We start from the raw sequence: 17726 nt of genomic DNA, 5'->3' as shown, positions 1-17726 counted from the left end.
AGAGGCATTTACATGAGACTTATTCCATTAGAAAGTGCAAAAGACGTTGGTTTATGGTCCGCCCGTCATATTGCGAACCGTATTAATGCATTTAAACCAACGGCTGAACGCCCTTTCGTGTTAGGTCTACCGACAGGAAGCACTCCGCTAACCACATACCTGCGTTTAATTGAACTTTATAAAGCGGGTGAAGTCAGTTTTAAACATGTCGTCACCTTTAATATGGATGAATATATCGGGTTAGAGCAATCTCATCCACAAAGTTATCATTCGTTCATGCATAACAATTTCTTTAGCCATATTGATATTCAGCCACAAAATATCAACTTACTGGATGGTAACGCCAGTGACGTTGAGGCCGAGTGCCAACGCTATGAAGATAAAATCAAATCCTATGGCCAAATCCATTTGTTTATGGGTGGTGTAGGTATTGATGGACATATTGCGTTTAATGAGCCGGCCTCATCGCTTTCTTCCCGCACTCGCATAAAAACATTAACTCAAGATACTCGCATCGCCAACTCGCGCTTCTTTGATAATGACATCAATAAAGTGCCTAAATATGCTCTGACCATTGGTGTTGGTACCTTGATGGATGCAGCAGAAGTCATGATTTTGGTGACCGGGCTCAATAAGGCTCAAGCATTAGAAGCCGCTGTTGAAGGCTGCGTTAACCACCTGTGGACGGTTTCAGCACTGCAACTGCACGCAAAAGCAATTATTGTTTGCGATGAACCATCTACTATGGAATTAAAAATCAAAACTGTGAAATATTTCCGTGAATTAGAAGCGGAAAATATCAAAAACCTATAGTCGCTACTGCGGGGGTTTATTATGTATGCTTTAACCCACTGCCGGATCTATACCGGCCACGATATTCTTGATAACCATGCGGTTATCGTTGCCAATGGTATGATTCAACGCGTCTGTCTGCAAAGTGAATTACCATCGGATATTGAGATTAAAGACCTGCAAGGTGCCATTTTGGCACCCGGTTTTATTGACGTTCAGCTAAATGGCTGCGGTGGTGTTCAATTTAATGATTCACTGGATGCAATTTCAATTAAAACCCTTGAAATTATGCAACAGGCCAACGAAAAGTCAGGTTGTACCAGCTACCTTCCGACATTAATCACATCCAGTGATGAATTTATGAAATATGCTATTGATGTGATGCGTGATTATTTAAACAGCCACGCTAATCAGGCATTAGGTCTTCATCTGGAAGGCCCTTATCTTAGTGTCGCTAAAAAAGGGACGCATAATCCGGACTTTATCCGTAAACCCGATCAATCGATGATTGACTATCTTTGCCAAAATGCCGACGTGATTACCAAAATTACGCTGGCACCGGAGCAGGTTGATAGTCGCTACATTCGTCAGCTCACTGAAGCGGGTATTATTGTTTCTGCCGGTCACTCTAATGCCACCTATGAAGAAGCCCGCACCGGTTTTGCTGCCGGCATCAGCTTCGCAACCCACCTTTATAATGCGATGCCAGCGATTACCGGTCGTGCACCGGGATTGATGGGAGCTATTTTTGATACGCCAGAAATCTATACCGGCGTGATTGCCGATGGTCATCATGTTGCCTGGTCCAGCATACGTAATGCTAAACGGTTGAAGGCCGATAAACTGCTGTTAGTCACTGATGCAACAGCCCCTGCCGGTGCCAACATTGACCATTTTATTTTTGCAGGCAAACCCGTATATTACCGCAACGGAATATGTGTTGATGAAAATGGCACATTGAGTGGTTCTGCGTTAACCATGATTGAAGCCGTAGCAAACAGCGTTCAATATATCGGTATACCTCTGGATGAAGCCATTCGGATGGCAACGCTCTACCCCGCCAGAGCAATGGGTGTTTCCAAAAAATTAGGCAGTATTGAAACAGGCAAAGTGGCTAACCTAACTGCGTTTACCCACGATTTCAAAATTACCCATACCTGGGTTAATGGTTCACTCAAGTAATAGTCATCACTCATAGTGATGCAATAACAGAGGTAGTGATGACGACAAGTGGTCAGATTGGTAACATCGATTTGGTAAAGCAGTTAAATGGGGCCGTAGTCTATCGTTTAATCGATCAACAAGGCCCTATCTCCCGTATCCAAATCGCTGAACTCAGCCAACTGGCCCCTGCCAGCATTACTAAAATAACCCGACAGCTATTAGATCGTGGTCTGATTAAAGAAGTTGAACAACAGGCTTCAACCGGTGGCCGTCGGGCGGTCTCTATCGTGACTGAAAGCAAACACTTTCATACCGTCGCCATCCGTTTAGGCCGTAATGGTGCAACAGTTACGCTCTATAATCTGTCTGGGAAATCCATCGCTGAAGAAGCCTATTCCCTACCTGAACGCACTCAAGAAACGCTGGAAAAAGGTCTGCTTCACGCTATTGCCAGCTTTATTGAAACCTTCCGCAATAAAATCCGCGAATTAATCGCTATTGCCATATCCCTCCCCGGTTTGGTTGATCCAGAAGATGGCGTAGTAAAATATATGCCACATATCTCGGTAGATAACTGGCAATTAGGCAAAACGATTCGTGAACGTTTCAACGTTAACAGTTTTATTGGTCATGATATCCGTAGCTTAGCGCTTGCTGAACACTATTTTGGCGCGACTCAGGATTGTGAAGACTCGATGCTGGTCAGAGTACACCGCGGAACCGGTGCCGGTTTTATTATTAACGGACAGATTTTTCTGGGTAAAAATCGTAACGTCGGTGAAATTGGTCATATCCAAATCGATCCGCTGGGGGAACGCTGTTATTGCGGTAATTTTGGCTGTCTGGAAACCGTTGCCTCTAATCTGGCAATCGAACAGCGGGTACGTAACCTGCTCAGCCAAGGATATAGCAGTAAACTCACTCTGGACGACTGTAGCATTTCCACCATCTGTAAAGCCGCCAATAAAGGGGATGAGTTGGCAGTTAACGTCATTGAATATGTTGGCCATCAGTTAGGTAAAGCCATTTCCATAGCCATTAACCTATTTAACCCGCAGAAAGTGGTGATCTCTGGTGATCTTACTGAAGCAGAGAAAATTTTATTAAACGCAATTCAACGCTGTATTGATAATCAGGTTCTGATCAATTTCAGACAAAGTCTACCGCTGGTCACATCTCAGTTGGATCACCGTTCCGCCATCGGTTCCTTTGCTCTGGTTAAGCGCTCAATGCTTAACGGCATTTTATTACAGCATCTATTAGGGGAAAATAACGATTAAAGGCCGGGTAGCCTCTCGTTATGCTCTTTATGCCCTAAAACGTATCTCTCCTGCTCTTCTCCTCGATTAAAAGCAATGCTCAGTCCTATGACCGAGCATTGCACAGAAATAAATTCCCTATCGCACCAACATAGTGCAAATTCACGACTATGATCGTAAGTATTACGATAAATAATGCGCAAGTAAGCCAACTCACTGATAAAAATTCTGGCTTAATTCTTGCTTAAATTAATCTGAACAAGTTTTAATAAATTCAATGACAACAACACAAGAGAGATAACGATGTGTTCAATATTTGGTGTACTCGATATTAAATCTGACCCCATTGAGCTACGTAAGAAGGCCTTAGAGATGTCCCGTCTGATGCGCCACCGTGGTCCTGACTGGTCGGGCATATTTGCCTCTGACACAGCAATACTGGCTCATGAACGTTTATCTATTGTCGGTGTTAATCATGGCGCTCAGCCCCTTTATAATGCAGCTCATACTCATGTATTGGCCGTCAATGGTGAAATTTATAATCACCAGGAATTACGTCGCCAGCTGCAAGATAAATACGAATTCCAGACTGAATCTGACTGCGAAGTGATTTTGGCGCTGTATCAGGAAAAAGGCATCGATTTTCTCGATGATTTACAGGGTATGTTTGCCTTTATTCTGTATGACAGCACCAATAACAGCTATCTGCTAGGCCGCGATCATGTCGGTATTATCCCTATGTATACCGGTCATGATGAACACGGTAACTTTTATGTTGCTTCAGAAATGAAAGCGCTGGTTCCGGTTTGTAAAACGCTCAAAGAATTTCCGGCCGGAAGTTATTTGTCCAGTCATGACCATAAAATCCAACGTTACTATCAACGTGATTGGATGGAATATGACAGCGTTAAAGATAATGTCACCGATGCTTATGAGTTACGCAATGCCTTGGAAGAGTCGGTAAAGAGCCATTTAATGTCCGATGTGCCCTACGGCGTGCTGTTATCTGGCGGTCTTGATTCATCGGTAATTTCAGCCATCACCAAAAAATATGCGGCTCGTCGTATTGAAGACGGCGAACGCAGCGAAGCCTGGTGGCCACAACTTCACTCCTTTGCGGTTGGCCTTGAAGGATCGCCGGACTTAGCGGCAGCGCAAGAAGTCGCCCATCACCTTGGAACCGTACATCATGAGATTCACTTTACGGTTCAGGAAGGTATGGATGCCATTCGCGATGTGATTTACCACATCGAAACTTATGATGTGACCACCATTCGCGCCTCAACGCCAATGTACCTAATGGCGCGTAAGATAAAAGCAATGGGTATCAAAATGGTCCTGTCCGGCGAAGGTGCCGACGAAGTCTTTGGTGGCTACCTCTACTTCCATAAGGCACCAAACGCCAAAGAGTTCCATGAAGAAACTGTCCGTAAGCTGCTGGCGCTACATATGTATGACTGTGCCCGAGCCAATAAAGCCATGGCGGCTTGGGGAGTGGAAGCGCGAGTACCGTTTCTGGACAAAAAATTTCTTGATGTTGCGATGCGTATCAATCCTAAAGACAAGATGTGCGGTAATGGCAAGATGGAGAAACACATCATTCGTGAATGCTTTGAATCCTATCTCCCTGCCAGCGTAGCATGGCGTCAAAAAGAACAATTTTCTGACGGCGTGGGATACAGCTGGATTGATAGTTTGAAAGAAGTGGCAAACAACCAAATTAATACTCAACAGTTGGAAAATGCCAAGTTCCGTTTTCCTTACAATACGCCCACCTCTAAGGAGGCTTATCTGTATCGTGAAATCTTTGAAGAACTCTTTCCGCTGCCGAGCGCCGCAGAATGTGTACCCGGTGGCCCATCCGTCGCTTGTTCTTCTGCTAAAGCCATTGAATGGGATGAATCATTCAAAAAAATGGATGACCCATCAGGACGCGCGGTAGGTGTTCATCAATCTGCTTATAAAAAATAATGCAGATTAAACAAAGATCATAACGGGCTAGATATAGCTCGTTATTATTTTGACCACCGTCCAACCGTCGTTAAAAAATAGAAATAGGCCTTTTTTTGTCTCTTTTATCGACATATCGGTTATAAGCCAAACAATCAGACAAAAGTAAGGCCGATATAAGCAAAAACTTGTTGACGATCGGTATTCAGATACGCATAATGCGCCCCGCAACGCCGTTGAAGGTTAAGCAAATGTATGGCTACGTAGCTCAGCTGGTTAGAGCACATCACTCATAATGATGGGGTCACAGGTTCAAATCCCGTCGTAGCCACCATTCGCGGGAGTGGCGAAATTGGTAGACGCACCAGATTTAGGTTCTGGCGCCGCAAGGTGTGCGAGTTCAAGTCTCGCCTCCCGCACCATTTTCCTTCAATAGTAATGCTCGGGTGGGGTATCGCCAAGCGGTAAGGCAACGGGTTTTGATCCCGTCATCCCCAGGTTCGAATCCTGGTACCCCAGCCATTTTTCTTTTTATGCTTGTATAAGCAGCTCGGAAATATTCTCCATTGGGGTATCGCCAAGCGGTAAGGCAACGGGTTTTGATCCCGTCATTCCCAGGTTCGAATCCTGGTACCCCAGCCATTTCCTCTCCTGATTTATTTTTCTCTGATTTTACTTCAATCATTTTTCCCGATCTCATTTATCCCTTTTAGGTTTCCCCCTCTTCTCTCTGACTAAAATTTCGCCAGAAAAACGCCGTAATAAGAAAATCTCTCTATTTTGCGCTATAAAGCGGATCAAAACCTTGACGAAAACGGCACAGATACGCATAATGCGCACCTTAACGTTGTTGAAGGTTAAGCAGAAGTTTGGCTACGTAGCTCAGCTGGTTAGAGCACATCACTCATAATGATGGGGTCACAGGTTCAAATCCCGTCGTAGCCACCATTCGCGGGAGTGGCGAAATTGGTAGACGCACCAGATTTAGGTTCTGGCGCCGCAAGGTGTGCGAGTTCAAGTCTCGCCTCCCGCACCATTCTCCTTCAATAACATTATTCTGGTGGGGTATCGCCAAGCGGTAAGGCAACGGGTTTTGATCCCGTCATCCCCAGGTTCGAATCCTGGTACCCCAGCCATTTCTTTATGTTATGGTCTTCCAGATATAAAAAAACTCGCTAATGCGAGTTTTTTTATATCTATTTTTCAGTGACGTAAATACCGCTTACAAGCCCAGAGCATATTTTAACGCCCATTCTTTTATCTTACCTGAACGCTGAGCCGCCATTAACGCCACATTACGCAGTAAGCGCAACGGCGGTAGCTGATTACTGAACGCCGAATAAAAAATATCCATCCCCGCCTGCATTAGCTGATTATCCGGATAACGCCGACATTGATAACGACCTAATACGGCATCTTGTGCATAGTCTTCGCCTTTCTTACGCGCCGCTAGTAGTACATTTAGCAGTGTATCAACATCTCGATATCCCAAATTAACCCCCTGCCCGGCCAACGGGTTAATGGTATGGGCCGCATCACCAATTAATACCACCCCGGATTTGAAATACTGCTGGGCATGACGCCTGACTAAAGGAAAAGAAGCCGCAGCCTTCACGGTCACCTGTCCTAATCGCTCCGGAAACGCCTGGAGAACCTCTTTTTGCAGTTCAGCTAGCGTCATCGCTTGAAGCTGACGAATACGCGCGGGAGAGTCATACCAGACCAAAGAAGCATACTGGTCGAACAGCGGTAAAAAGGCGCGCGGTCCGGACGGATAAAACTGTTGCCAAGTCGCATCTTGTTGAGGCTGTTCAGTCTCAACGGTGATCAGCATACAGGATTGGCGATACTGCCATCCGGTCACACCAATACCGGCAAATTTGCGTACCATAGAATTGGCTCCATCGGCGCCAATCACCAATGGAGAACGCAGGTGCTCCCCACTATTCAGTATCAATTCCCACTGATGAGCCTGTTGCGTCGATCGCGTCATTGACACTAATTGAGATGGGCAATACAAATGAAGAGAAGTATATTGTGGAAACTGTTGCCATAGTCCCAACTGCAACAGTCGATTCTCCACCATAAATCCTAGTTCGGGTAATGAGAGAGACTCGGCATCAAAAACCACCTTAGACTCATTCCATTCCCAAGTTTCCAATTTACGGTAAGGCGCCACACGCATCTTAGCGGTATCCTGCCATGCCCCTAAACGACGCAGTAAATTAACTGAGGTACAGCCAATTGCCGAAATTCGTATATCCGGCGCACTGTTTGGTACAAACGGCTCAGGATGTTCATGTTCAATTACCGCGACATGCCAACCGGCTTGTGCCAGCCCTAATGCCGCTGCCGCGCCGACCATTCCACCGCCAACAATAATGGCGTCATAATCTTTTATCTTGCTTTTCATGTCGTTACCACGCAACGATTAAACCCTACTGAAACAGAGTGTACCGGATTTTTACAATTCCTTCAGCGTTGAAGATATTCAATCACTGGTCACGGAGCCAACAAACCATTACAATACGCGCCCTGCATAGGGTTTAACCTGTACTGAGTAACGAATCAATGACTAAGAAACTGTATATAAAAACCTGGGGCTGTCAGATGAATGAATATGATTCATCTAAAATAGCCGATTTACTCGAAAGCACCCATGGCTTTCAGTTGACTGAAATTGCTGAAGAGGCGGATATTCTGTTGCTGAATACCTGTTCTATTCGTGAAAAAGCACAGGAAAAGGTGTTCCATCAGTTAGGCCGCTGGAAAACCTTTAAGGATACCAGACCCGATTTAATTATTGGTGTGGGTGGATGCGTTGCCTCTCAGGAGGGTGACCATATCCGTCAACGCGCACCGTTTGTTGACGTTATTTTTGGGCCACAAACCCTACACCGTCTGCCGGAAATGATTAACAGATCCAGCGCGACTCGTAGTCCGGTGGTTGACATTAGTTTCCCGGAAGTTGAAAAATTCGATCGCTTGCCTGAGCCTAAAGCCGAAGGCCCAACTGCCTTCGTTTCCATTATGGAAGGCTGTAATAAATATTGTACTTACTGCGTAGTGCCTTATACCCGCGGTGAGGAAGTCAACCGCCCATGTGATGATGTGCTGTTTGAAATCGCCCAACTGGCGGCGCAAGGCGTGCGGGAAGTCAACCTGCTGGGTCAAAACGTTAATGCCTACCGCGGTCCCTCTTTTGACGGCGGCATTTGCACTTTTGCCGAATTATTACGTTTGGTCGCCAGCATCGATGGGATTGACCGTATCCGCTTTACCACCAGCCATCCGATAGAGTTTACCGACGATATTATCGAAGTGTATAAAGATACGCCTGAACTGGTGAGCTTCTTACACTTGCCGGTACAAAGCGGTTCCGATCGTATTCTGAATATGATGAGCCGTACTCATACTGCGTTAGAATATAAATCGATTATTCGTAAATTACGCGCCGCTCGTCCAGATATTCAAATCAGTTCGGACTTTATCGTTGGCTTCCCGGGCGAAACCCAGCAAGACTTCGAACAAACCATGAAGCTGATTGCCGATGTCGATTTTGATATGAGCTACAGCTTTATTTTCTCTGCCCGTCCAGGAACGCCGGCAGCGGATATGGTGGATGACGTTACGGAAGAAGAGAAAAAGCAGCGTTTATATATTCTACAGGAACGCATCAACCAGCAAGCCATGCAATACAGCCGTCGTATGCAAGGCACTGTACAACGGATTCTGGTGGAAGGAACGTCGCGTAAAAGTATTATGGAGTTATCCGGACGTACCGAAAATAACCGCGTGGTCAACTTCGAAGGCTCACCGGATATGATCGGTAAATTCGTTGATGTGGAAATTATTGACGTTTATCCAAACTCATTACGTGGCAAGTTGGTAAGAACAGAGCAGGAGATGAATTTACGCATTCAAGAATCGCCTGAAGCCGTTATTGCCAGAACCCGTAAAGAAGATGAGTTAGGCGTAGGACAATATCAGCCTTAATTCCCCTTCTCTATTGAGTATTTAAAAGTCCGCAGTTTAAAAGCTGCGGATTTTTGCATTTGATACCCTAACGATCTGAACAGCGTCTGAAATCATCAAGGGATGTATTCTGCATAATCCATCGATTTATGCAGCACCCGTAATACCGAAATCACATCATGCTGTACACGATAAAAGACGATATGAGACTCAACCTTATAACCCATCAAATCTTTAGCCAAATGAAAATAGTGAATGCCTAACTGAGGAAAATCAGCCAATTTATTCAAAGCAGCATCAATACACCTGATATATCGTTCTGCTTTAATCTGGCCAAATTCTCGATGGCTATACCTATAAATATTTTCCAGATCGCTAATCGCTTTTGGCGTTAAGCGTACCTCTTTACTTTTCAGCATCCTTTAATTGATTCATCCTGCGTATAAAGTCCTGACTATTCCACGTCACAGCCTCACCGCTTTGCTCACCTTCATCAATTAATTGGCGCAGAAGCGTCAGCTGCGAAGCCGCATATTTTTCCTGTAACATCCGAAGTCCCTCACGAACTACTTCACTGTTAGTTTGATAAATGCCCGCTTCCACGAGCCCTTCAACGAATTGGCGCAATTCTTCTCCTGGGGTGATGGTCATTGTGCGTGCCATGTTAGAGACCTCTTTATTCAATTAAAAGTGTAAGACATAATCTTACTTGTTAATTTAGATAAGCCACGCAAACTTTTCAATACGCATACAGGTAACAACATCAAAATACTGAACATGATTGCGATTTTCTCTATGGGCTCATACTATTATTTAAATAAATATTGGCGATTGTTGGCTTAAATTGCCGCTGTGGCTGAGGCAAAATTATTTCAACGGTTGCGAATTTGAAATCAGCCATGAATAATGCGCTAAGTTATCTATAATCAAGATAAAAGTGTTTACCGTGAAACCCTGTTTCGCGCTTTACTTCACTAACTAAGAGGTCTGGACTTGAAGATTGACTCCCTGGAAGTTTTGCTTGAACCCGCAGACAACGAACGTCTGAACAGCTTATGTGGCCCATTTGATGACAACATCAAGCAACTGGAAAGGCGTCTTGGTATTGAAATTAACCATCGTGATAACAAGTTCACGCTGGTAGGAAAATCCTCTTGTGTCAACGTTGCTAAAGATATCCTTCTTACTTTATACGTTGATACCGCGCCAATTCGCGGCATTATTACAGATATCGAGCCCGACCAGATTCACTTGGCAATCAAAGAATCTGGCGTGTTAGAGCAAATTGCCGACTCAGTCCCCGATTATGGCAAGGCCGTTATTATTAAAACTAAACGCGGTATGATAAAACCGCGTACGCCGAATCAGGCGCAATATATTGCCAATATTCTCGATCATGATATTACTTTTGGGGTTGGCCCTGCCGGTACTGGTAAAACCTATCTGGCCGTTGCCGCAGCGGTTGATGCCCTTGAGCGTCAAGAGATTCGCCGAATTTTGTTAACCCGACCAGCGGTTGAGGCCGGAGAAAAACTCGGCTTTTTACCCGGTGATTTAAGCCAGAAAGTCGATCCTTACTTACGCCCACTGTACGATGCCCTGTTTGAAATGCTAGGCTTCGAACGGGTAGAAAAGCTAATGGAGCGCAATGTGATTGAAGTGGCGCCTTTAGCCTATATGCGTGGACGTACGCTAAACGATGCCTTTATTATTCTGGATGAAAGCCAAAACACCTCTATCGAACAGATGAAGATGTTCTTAACCCGCATTGGCTTTAACTCTAAAGCGGTCATTACCGGCGATGTGACACAAATCGACCTACCGCGTAATCAAAAGTCAGGCTTACGTCATGCGATTGAGGTATTATCCGACGTCGATGAAATTAGCTTTAACTTCTTTCATAGTGAAGACGTTGTTCGTCACCCGGTTGTGGCCCGCATTGTCGTGGCTTATGAAGCCTGGGAAGCGGAAGAACAAAAGCGCAAAGATGCACTGGCAGAACAACGCAAACGTGAATATCAACAGACCTCTACGTCTGATGCTCAATAATTTAAGGTTGTCATGAACCACGTGATTTTAGATTTACAAATAGCCTGCGAAAATCAGCAGGGACTTCCGAGTGAAGAAGAAGTACAACGCTGGCTGGATGCGGCAGTACTTCCTTTTCAACAGGAAGCCGAAGTAACGGTACGTTTAGTTGATGTGGATGAAAGCCACCAGCTTAACCATACTTATCGAAGCATGGATAAACCAACTAATGTGTTGTCATTTCCTTTTGAAGCGCCGCCGGGAATGGAGATGCCTTTATTAGGCGATCTGGTCATTTGCCGTCAGGTGGTGGAAACTGAAGCTACAGAACAAAATAAAATTTTACTCGCTCATTGGGCGCATATGGTTGTTCATGGTAGCCTCCATCTGTTAGGGTATGACCACATCACCGATGATGATGCGGAAGAAATGGAGTCTTTAGAAACTGAGATTATGCAAGAGTTAGGTTATTCTGACCCCTATGCCTCAGAAAAAGACGCAATTTAACTAACTAATAAAGTATGCATGAGCGACGATCATTCACAAAACAACGATAGCCCTGGACCCAAAAAGGGCTTCTTTTCACTTATTCTTGGCCAGTTTTTTCACGGCGAACCTAAAAATCGCGGCGATCTAGTTGAGCTTATCCGAGATTCAGAGCAAAACGATCTGATCGACCCAGACACCCGCGATATGCTGGAAGGCGTCATGGATATCGCTGAGCAGCGCGTACGCGATATCATGATCCCACGTTCCCAGATGATTACCTTAAAGCGTAATCAACCGCTGGAAGAGTGCCTGGACGTGATTATTGAATCAGCCCACTCCCGTTTTCCGGTTATCAGCGAAGACAAAGACCATATTGAAGGCATTTTAATGGCAAAAGATTTATTGCCATTTATGAGTAAAGATTCTCAGCCATTCAGTATTGATAAAGTTCTGCGTCCTGCCGTAGTGGTACCTGAAAGCAAACGCGTCGATCGCATGCTCAAAGAGTTCCGCTCACAACGTTATCATATGGCTATTGTCATTGATGAGTTTGGCGGGGTCTCGGGTTTAGTGACCATCGAAGATATTCTGGAATTAATCGTGGGTGAAATCGAGGATGAATATGACGACGTGGAAGACCGTGACGTACGTCAACTCAGCCGTCACACGTTCACCGTCAGAGCGCTAACGCCAATTGAAGAGTTTAATGAAATTTTCTCAACCAACTTCAGTGATGAAGAGGTCGATACCATTGGTGGCTTGATTATGCAGGCCTTTGGTCATTTACCATCAAGAGGCGAGATTATTTCTATTGAAGGCTACCAGTTTAAGGTTGCCATGGCGGATAGCCGGCGAATTATTCAGGTTCACGTTACGATTCCAAATGAATCGCCTCAACCACAATTAGAAGACTAGAGAAAACATGGCCCTAGCCCATACATTTAATCGCCAGTGGATCCGTTTACTGCTGGCGCTAATTTTAGGTGCCTGCGGCACGCTCTCTTTATCTCCATTTAACTTATGGCCATTGGCACTGGTTTCGTTGTGCGGTTTACTGGCTCTTACGTTAAACCGCTTACCTAAGCAAGCCATGAAAATAGGGTTCTGCTGGGGGTTAGGCTTATTTGGTTCAGGTGTGCACTGGGTTTATGTCAGTATCGCTGAATTTGGTGAACTTCCCCTACCGATAAGCGTTGGACTGGTGGTATTACTTGCCGCCTATTTATCGCTTTACCCCATGTTATTTAGCTGGCTACTTAGCAAATTCTGGCCTGAAACCACATTTTGGCGTCTGGCTTTGGCTGCGCCGGCGCTGTGGCAGATTACCGAGTTTTTGCGCGGTTGGGTATTTACCGGTTTCCCATGGATACAGTTCGGTTACAGCCAAATTGATGGCCCACTAAAAGGTATTGCTCCTATTCTGGGTGTCGATGCCATAACCATGCTGATGATGGCCATTAGCGGATTACTGGTCTTAGCTGCCTGTCAGCGTAAAATCATCCCGGCTATTATTGCGGTACTCTGCGTACTGCTTGCTTGGCCGTTAAAGCAAATACAGTGGTTCACCAATCAACCCGATCGTGCCGTTGATATTGCTTTAGTTCAGGGAAACATTGCCCAGTCTTTAAAATGGAATCCTAACCAGTTATTGCCAACCCTTGAAGCCTATGTCAACGAATCTAAGCCTTACTTGGGTAAAGCTCGCATTATTATCTGGCCTGAGGCGGCCATTCCTGACATTGAAACCAGACAGGCATCATTTCTGACTATGTTGGATCGCAATTTTCGCGAAAATAATTCAACCCTGATTACCGGCATTATCGATTATCGCGCTACACCACAGCGTGCGGATTACTACAATACATTGATTGTCTTGGGTAATGAGCAGCCTTATCAATATACCGGGACCAATCGTTATAATAAGCACCATCTGGTTATTTTCGGTGAATATGTGCCTTTTGAATCGATACTTCGCCCTTTGGCGGCTCTTTTTGACCTCCCCATGTCATCAATTAGTGAAGGCGGCTATCTGCAACCACCGGTTGATGCTGCCGGGTACAACATTACCAGCGTGATCTGTTATGAAGTGATTATTGGTCAGCAAGTACGCGATAATTTTACCCCAAACACCGACTTCTTATTAACAATCTCTAATGATGCCTGGTTTGGTGATTCCATTGGCCCTTGGCAGCATTTACAAATGGCACAAATGAGAGCACTGGAACTGGGTCGCCCCATGCTACGAGGCACCAATACCGGCGTTACTGCCGCCATCGATGCCAACGGTGATATCATTGCCAGCCTTGCGCAATTTGAGCGTCAGGTACTTGAAGTAAAAGTTGCCCCCTCTACCGGTCTCACACCTTATGCACGTTGGGGATCAATGCCATTATGGCTACTTACGTTATTGCTTGCAGCCAGCGCTTATTTCTTTGCCCGCCGCACCAATAAACGTTAATTCCCCACGTTAAAAAGCCGCTTTATCGAATAGATAAAGCGGCTTTTGCTATTTTGCCCATTAACCAGACATACTCCCTATTCTGCCGCTCCCCTTGTGTTGTCTCACCGACCTATCTCTAACTCTCTTTAATATTGCTAATTAAACAATAAATTAACATCTTTTAGACTTGGCATGCACCTTGCAGTATCTCTATTGAAACCGCAAAAAAGTCAGAAATAATCCTGAAATTTCCGGTTGTTAAGCGATATACGCACTCTACCAGTGCGAAGCTGCACCAAAAAAGAGCAGACATGTGAAATCGCTCACTAATAGTGCAAATTACCAGTAAACAAAGAGTTAATAATTTTACACATACGTAGCATTAAACTACATTTTAATTACGGCATTGGCGGCCAGGGCGCCGACTAATGAGCAATAAAGACGGTTACATCATCATACTGATAACAATGAAGGAGTAAGTCATGCAATTACGCAAGTTGGCACTACCGCTAGTTTTAATGGGTCTGACAAGTACTGCTCTCCATGCTGAAGATTTGAATGGTACGCTAAAAAAAATTAAAGACAGCGGCGTTATTACCGTTGGCCACCGTGAATCCTCCGTTCCTTTCTCCTATTACGATAATCAGCAGAATGTTGTAGGTTATTCACAGGATTACTCCAACCTGATTGTTGATGCGGTAAAGAAGAAACTGGATATGCCAAATCTACAAGTTAAGCTGATTCCAATTACCTCGCAAAACCGAATTCCTTTACTGCAGAACGGGACTTTTGACTTTGAGTGCGGTTCGACCACTAACAACCTTGAGCGCCAAAAACAGGTTGATTTCTCCAATACGCTGTTTGTTGTGGGGACGCGTTTGCTGGTTAAGAAAGGCGGTGATATTAAAGACTTTGCCGACCTGAAAGATAAAAACGTTGCGGTCACTTCAGGCACCACCTCAGAAACCATTTTGAACAAGCTCAATGATTCTGACAAATTGAATATGAAAATTATCAGCGCCAAAGACCACGGTGATGCCTTCCGCACCGTTGAAAGTGGTCGCGCCGTTGCCTTTATGATGGATGATGCCCTGTTAGCCGGTGAGCGCGCTAAAGCCAAAAAACCCGATCAGTGGGAAATCGCTGGTAAACCACAATCTTTCGAAGCCTATGGCTGTATGTTGCGTAAAGGCGATAGCCAGTTTAAGAAGTTGATGGATGAAACCATTGCTCACGCACAAACCTCCGGTGCGGCTGAAAAATCTTACGACAAATGGTTCAAACAACCGGTTCCACCAAAAGGTCTGAACCTGAACTTTACGCTGTCTGAAGACATGAAAAAGCTGTTTAAAGCACCAAACGATAAAGCCCTGAACTAACCAAGTTACATCGCAGTTATCGGCTCTGTGTTAGCGCTCTTTATCCCATTATTAGGGATAAAGAGCCGCTAATAAGAATAAAAAATAAGGGCTAAGTTATGTTTGGAAATTGGAATTGGGGAATCTTCTTTGAACAGGCCCCTTTTGGTAATACGACTTATCTGGACTGGCTGTGGGCCGGGTTTCAGGTTACGGTAGCGTTGTCGGTCTGTTCATGGATTCTGGCATTTATCCTGGGATCGCTGTTTGGTATTTTACGTACTGTTCCCAATCGCATCCTCTCGGCAATCGGCACGCTATATGTTGCCCTATTTCGTAACGTTCCTCTGATTGTGCAATTCTTTATCTGGTACCTATTGGTACCTGAACTGTTACCCGCATCAATCGGTGATTGGTTTAAGGGTGAGCTGGATCCAAACATTCAGTTCTTTATTGTCTCGGTTTGCTGCCTTGGCTTCTTTACCGGTGCTCGGGTATGTGAACAGGTTAGAACCGCCATTCTATCTCTGCCTCGGGGACAAAAAGGCGCAGGCCTTGCGTTAGGCTTGACGTTACCTCAAACCTATCGTTATGTCTTGTTGCCCAATGCTTACCGCATCATTATTCCACCATTGACGTCTGAAATGCTGAACATGGTGAAAAACTCCGCCGTTGCATCAACCATTGGTCTGATTGAACTTTCTGCACAGGCTAACAAACTGCTGGAATACTCCGGCTATGCCTATGAGTCATTCCTCGCCGTTACCATCGCTTACATCATCATTAACATTGTGGTTATGCGCCTGATGAAACTGGTTGAGAAGAAGACCCGTCTGCCTGGAACCTTTGGAGGTGAATGATGCTTGAATTTGACTGGAGTACAATTATTCCGAGCATGCCTTACCTCCTGGAAGGCATGTGGGTAACGTTAAAAATTGCCATCAGCGCTATCGTATTTGGTATCGCTTGGGGAACTGCACTGGCAATTTTCCGTCTGGCACCGCCTCCCTTCCGTTGGATTAGCCTGCTTGCTGCGGCCTATGTTAATACCTTCCGCTCGATTCCATTAGTCATGGTATTAATGTGGTTCTATCTGATTGTGCCTCAGCTTTTACAGAAATTTCTGGGGCTGTCACCACAAACGGATATTCGCTTTATTTCTGCAGTCATTGCTTTCTCACTGTTCGAAGCAGCGTACTATTCAGAGATTATTCGAGCAGGCCTGCAAAGCATCGCCAAGGGGCAGAACTCTGCGGCACTGGCATTAGGTATGACACCGTGGCAATCAATGCGACTGGTTATCTTACCTCAAGCATTTAAAGCGATGACGCCGCTATTACTGACTCAGGGCATTATTCTGTTTCAGGATACCGCTCTGGTTTACGTTATCGGACTGGCAGACTTCTTCCGCAGTGCAACTAACGTAGGAAAAACCTCAGGAACCGAAATTGAGATGGTTTTATTTGCCGGTTTCGTCTACTTTATCATTTGTTTATCCGCCTCCTTACTTGTAACTTATATGAAAAAAAGGACGACAGTTTGATGATTTCCTTAAAACATGTTTCTAAATGGTATGACCGTTTTCAGGTGTTGTCAGATTGCACAACCGAAGTGAAAAAGGGCGAAGTTGTTGTGGTATGTGGGCCTTCCGGCTCAGGTAAATCAACGCTGATTAAAACCGTTAACGGCCTTGAGCCAATTCAGGAAGGAACCATTATGGTAGACGGTATCGTGGTTAACGATCCGAAAACCAATCTGGCTCAGTTACGTGCTCGCGTGGGCATGGTCTTCCAACACTTTGAACTGTTCCCTCACCTGTCAATTATTGAAAACTTAACCTTAGCGCAAGTGAAGGTACTGAACCGAAGTAAAGCTGAAGCCGAGAAAAAAGGCCTGGCATTGCTGGATCGCGTTGGTTTGTCGAGCCATGCCCATAAGTTCCCTAGTCAGCTTTCTGGCGGTCAACAACAGCGTGTTGCCATCGCCCGAGCCTTATGTATGGATCCAATCGCCATGCTGTTTGATGAACCTACCTCAGCACTCGATCCTGAAATGATTAATGAAGTGCTGGACGTGATGGTTGAGTTGGCTTATGAAGGCATGACCATGATGGTGGTAACCCATGAAATGGGATTTGCCAAGAAAGTGGCTCACCGGATCTTATTTATGGATGAAGGTAAAATTGTTGAAGATACCAAGAAGGATGACTTCTTCAATAACCCACAATCCGAACGGGCAAAGGACTTCCTTGCTAAAATTCTGCACTAAAAG

Annotated in this window: 16 protein-coding genes and 7 tRNA genes; 20 read left to right on the top strand and 3 right to left on the bottom strand. The window is 45.1% G+C overall.

Translation table 11 applies throughout. The annotated features are described in order from the left end of the window. Positions 1-12 precede the first annotated feature (12 nt). From nagB to BMZ28_RS04280, 11 genes are all read left to right on the top strand, one after another. Positions 13-813, top strand: a complete 801-nt coding sequence (nagB, locus tag BMZ28_RS04330; protein ID WP_047780624.1) for a glucosamine-6-phosphate deaminase — start codon at positions 13-15, stop codon at positions 811-813. 21 nt (positions 814-834) lie between these two features. Continuing rightward, complete coding sequence (gene nagA, locus BMZ28_RS04325; RefSeq protein ID WP_074820957.1) at positions 835-1974, top strand: N-acetylglucosamine-6-phosphate deacetylase; 1140 nt, start codon at positions 835-837, stop codon at positions 1972-1974. 38 nt (positions 1975-2012) lie between these two features. After that, positions 2013-3236: a DNA-binding transcriptional regulator NagC gene (nagC, locus tag BMZ28_RS04320; RefSeq protein ID WP_074820956.1), complete on the top strand. Its 1224-nt coding sequence runs from the start codon at positions 2013-2015 to the stop codon at positions 3234-3236. Positions 3237-3518: 282 nt separating this feature from the next. After that, positions 3519-5186 carry an asparagine synthase B gene (gene asnB / locus BMZ28_RS04315; protein WP_074820953.1) on the top strand — a complete coding sequence of 556 codons (1668 nt, stop codon included), beginning with the start codon at positions 3519-3521 and terminating at the stop codon, positions 5184-5186. 236 nt (positions 5187-5422) lie between these two features. Continuing rightward, positions 5423-5499 (top strand) — tRNA-Met (locus tag BMZ28_RS04310). Positions 5500-5502: 3 nt separating this feature from the next. Further along, positions 5503-5587, top strand: a tRNA-Leu gene (locus BMZ28_RS04305). A 25-nt stretch (positions 5588-5612) separates the two neighbouring features. After that, a tRNA-Gln gene (locus BMZ28_RS04300) sits at positions 5613-5687 on the top strand. A gap of 45 nt (positions 5688-5732) precedes the next feature. Further along, a tRNA-Gln gene (locus BMZ28_RS04295) sits at positions 5733-5807 on the top strand. Positions 5808-6036: 229 nt separating this feature from the next. Beyond that, positions 6037-6113: transfer RNA gene (locus BMZ28_RS04290), tRNA-Met, on the top strand. A 3-nt stretch (positions 6114-6116) separates the two neighbouring features. After that, positions 6117-6201: transfer RNA gene (locus tag BMZ28_RS04285), tRNA-Leu, on the top strand. A gap of 25 nt (positions 6202-6226) precedes the next feature. Further along, positions 6227-6301: transfer RNA gene (locus BMZ28_RS04280), tRNA-Gln, on the top strand. 86 nt (positions 6302-6387) lie between these two features. Here BMZ28_RS04280 and ubiF read toward each other — a convergent pair. Further along, the gene (ubiF, locus tag BMZ28_RS04275; protein ID WP_074820949.1) at positions 6388-7578 is read right to left on the bottom strand and encodes a 3-demethoxyubiquinol 3-hydroxylase; all 1191 of its coding nucleotides are present in this window, start codon (positions 7576-7578) and stop codon (positions 6388-6390) included. Positions 7579-7736: 158 nt separating this feature from the next. Here ubiF and miaB point away from each other — a divergent pair, with 158 nt between their 5' ends. Continuing rightward, positions 7737-9161, top strand: coding sequence for a tRNA (N6-isopentenyl adenosine(37)-C2)-methylthiotransferase MiaB (gene miaB, locus BMZ28_RS04270; RefSeq protein WP_074820946.1), 1425 nt, complete (start codon positions 7737-7739; stop codon positions 9159-9161). Between the two features lie 95 nt (positions 9162-9256). Here the strand turns inward: miaB and BMZ28_RS04265 are convergent, their stop codons facing one another. Both BMZ28_RS04265 and BMZ28_RS04260 read right to left on the bottom strand, forming a co-directional pair. Beyond that, on the bottom strand, positions 9257-9559 hold the full coding sequence (locus tag BMZ28_RS04265) for a type II toxin-antitoxin system RelE/ParE family toxin (protein WP_074820944.1): 303 nt from the start codon (positions 9557-9559) through the stop codon (positions 9257-9259). Beyond that, on the bottom strand, positions 9546-9803 hold the full coding sequence (locus tag BMZ28_RS04260; RefSeq protein ID WP_047780617.1) for a type II toxin-antitoxin system ParD family antitoxin: 258 nt from the start codon (positions 9801-9803) through the stop codon (positions 9546-9548). Before BMZ28_RS04260 ends, BMZ28_RS04265 begins: the two co-directional genes overlap by 14 nt. A gap of 330 nt (positions 9804-10133) precedes the next feature. Here BMZ28_RS04260 and BMZ28_RS04255 point away from each other — a divergent pair, with 330 nt between their 5' ends. From BMZ28_RS04255 to BMZ28_RS04220, 8 genes are all read left to right on the top strand, one after another. After that, a complete protein-coding gene (locus BMZ28_RS04255) occupies positions 10134-11189 on the top strand; it encodes a PhoH family protein (protein WP_074820942.1) in 1056 nt (351 codons plus the stop codon). A gap of 12 nt (positions 11190-11201) precedes the next feature. Further along, a complete protein-coding gene (gene ybeY, locus BMZ28_RS17475; RefSeq protein ID WP_047780615.1) occupies positions 11202-11675 on the top strand; it encodes an rRNA maturation RNase YbeY in 474 nt (157 codons plus the stop codon). Between the two features lie 18 nt (positions 11676-11693). Continuing rightward, positions 11694-12572 carry a CNNM family magnesium/cobalt transport protein CorC gene (gene corC / locus BMZ28_RS17470; protein WP_047780614.1) on the top strand — a complete coding sequence of 293 codons (879 nt, stop codon included), beginning with the start codon at positions 11694-11696 and terminating at the stop codon, positions 12570-12572. Between the two features lie 7 nt (positions 12573-12579). Then, positions 12580-14115 (top strand): apolipoprotein N-acyltransferase, encoded by a 1536-nt coding sequence (lnt, locus tag BMZ28_RS04240; protein WP_074820940.1) that lies wholly within the window; start codon positions 12580-12582, stop codon positions 14113-14115. Positions 14116-14579: 464 nt separating this feature from the next. After that, on the top strand, positions 14580-15476 hold the full coding sequence (locus BMZ28_RS04235; protein WP_074820936.1) for a glutamate/aspartate ABC transporter substrate-binding protein: 897 nt from the start codon (positions 14580-14582) through the stop codon (positions 15474-15476). Between the two features lie 98 nt (positions 15477-15574). Beyond that, a complete protein-coding gene (locus BMZ28_RS04230; protein ID WP_047780611.1) occupies positions 15575-16315 on the top strand; it encodes an amino acid ABC transporter permease in 741 nt (246 codons plus the stop codon). Next, entirely contained in the window at positions 16315-16998 is a 684-nt protein-coding gene (gene gltK, locus BMZ28_RS04225; RefSeq protein ID WP_047780610.1) for a glutamate/aspartate ABC transporter permease GltK, read from the top strand. Before BMZ28_RS04230 ends, gltK begins: the two co-directional genes overlap by 1 nt. Then, positions 16998-17723 carry an amino acid ABC transporter ATP-binding protein gene (locus BMZ28_RS04220; protein WP_047780609.1) on the top strand — a complete coding sequence of 242 codons (726 nt, stop codon included), beginning with the start codon at positions 16998-17000 and terminating at the stop codon, positions 17721-17723. Before gltK ends, BMZ28_RS04220 begins: the two co-directional genes overlap by 1 nt. Positions 17724-17726: the final 3 nt, after the last annotated feature.

The sequence above is a fragment of the Pragia fontium DSM 5563 = ATCC 49100 genome, assembly GCF_900112475.1.
In the GTDB taxonomy this organism is placed as follows: domain Bacteria; phylum Pseudomonadota; class Gammaproteobacteria; order Enterobacterales; family Enterobacteriaceae; genus Pragia; species Pragia fontium.
Note: the sequence above shows the minus strand (reverse complement) of the source record. Positions and strands in the feature narration are given on the sequence as shown.

What these genes read in the sequence shown, in the direction of transcription:
- nagB (WP_047780624.1), top strand. Translation starts at nt 13, where the DNA reads ATGAGACTTATTCCATTAGAAAGTGCAAAAGACGTTGGTTTATGGTCC.
- nagA (WP_074820957.1), top strand. Translation starts at nt 835, where the DNA reads ATGTATGCTTTAACCCACTGCCGGATCTATACCGGCCACGATATTCTT.
- nagC (WP_074820956.1), top strand. Translation starts at nt 2,013, where the DNA reads ATGACGACAAGTGGTCAGATTGGTAACATCGATTTGGTAAAGCAGTTA.
- asnB (WP_074820953.1), top strand. Translation starts at nt 3,519, where the DNA reads ATGTGTTCAATATTTGGTGTACTCGATATTAAATCTGACCCCATTGAG.
- ubiF (WP_074820949.1), bottom strand. Translation starts at nt 7,578, where the DNA reads ATGAAAAGCAAGATAAAAGATTATGACGCCATTATTGTTGGCGGTGGA.
- miaB (WP_074820946.1), top strand. Translation starts at nt 7,737, where the DNA reads ATGACTAAGAAACTGTATATAAAAACCTGGGGCTGTCAGATGAATGAA.
- BMZ28_RS04265 (WP_074820944.1), bottom strand. Translation starts at nt 9,559, where the DNA reads ATGCTGAAAAGTAAAGAGGTACGCTTAACGCCAAAAGCGATTAGCGAT.
- BMZ28_RS04260 (WP_047780617.1), bottom strand. Translation starts at nt 9,803, where the DNA reads ATGGCACGCACAATGACCATCACCCCAGGAGAAGAATTGCGCCAATTC.
- ybeY (WP_047780615.1), top strand. Translation starts at nt 11,202, where the DNA reads ATGAACCACGTGATTTTAGATTTACAAATAGCCTGCGAAAATCAGCAG.
- corC (WP_047780614.1), top strand. Translation starts at nt 11,694, where the DNA reads ATGAGCGACGATCATTCACAAAACAACGATAGCCCTGGACCCAAAAAG.
- lnt (WP_074820940.1), top strand. Translation starts at nt 12,580, where the DNA reads ATGGCCCTAGCCCATACATTTAATCGCCAGTGGATCCGTTTACTGCTG.
- BMZ28_RS04235 (WP_074820936.1), top strand. Translation starts at nt 14,580, where the DNA reads ATGCAATTACGCAAGTTGGCACTACCGCTAGTTTTAATGGGTCTGACA.
- BMZ28_RS04230 (WP_047780611.1), top strand. Translation starts at nt 15,575, where the DNA reads ATGTTTGGAAATTGGAATTGGGGAATCTTCTTTGAACAGGCCCCTTTT.
- gltK (WP_047780610.1), top strand. Translation starts at nt 16,315, where the DNA reads ATGCTTGAATTTGACTGGAGTACAATTATTCCGAGCATGCCTTACCTC.
- BMZ28_RS04220 (WP_047780609.1), top strand. Translation starts at nt 16,998, where the DNA reads ATGATTTCCTTAAAACATGTTTCTAAATGGTATGACCGTTTTCAGGTG.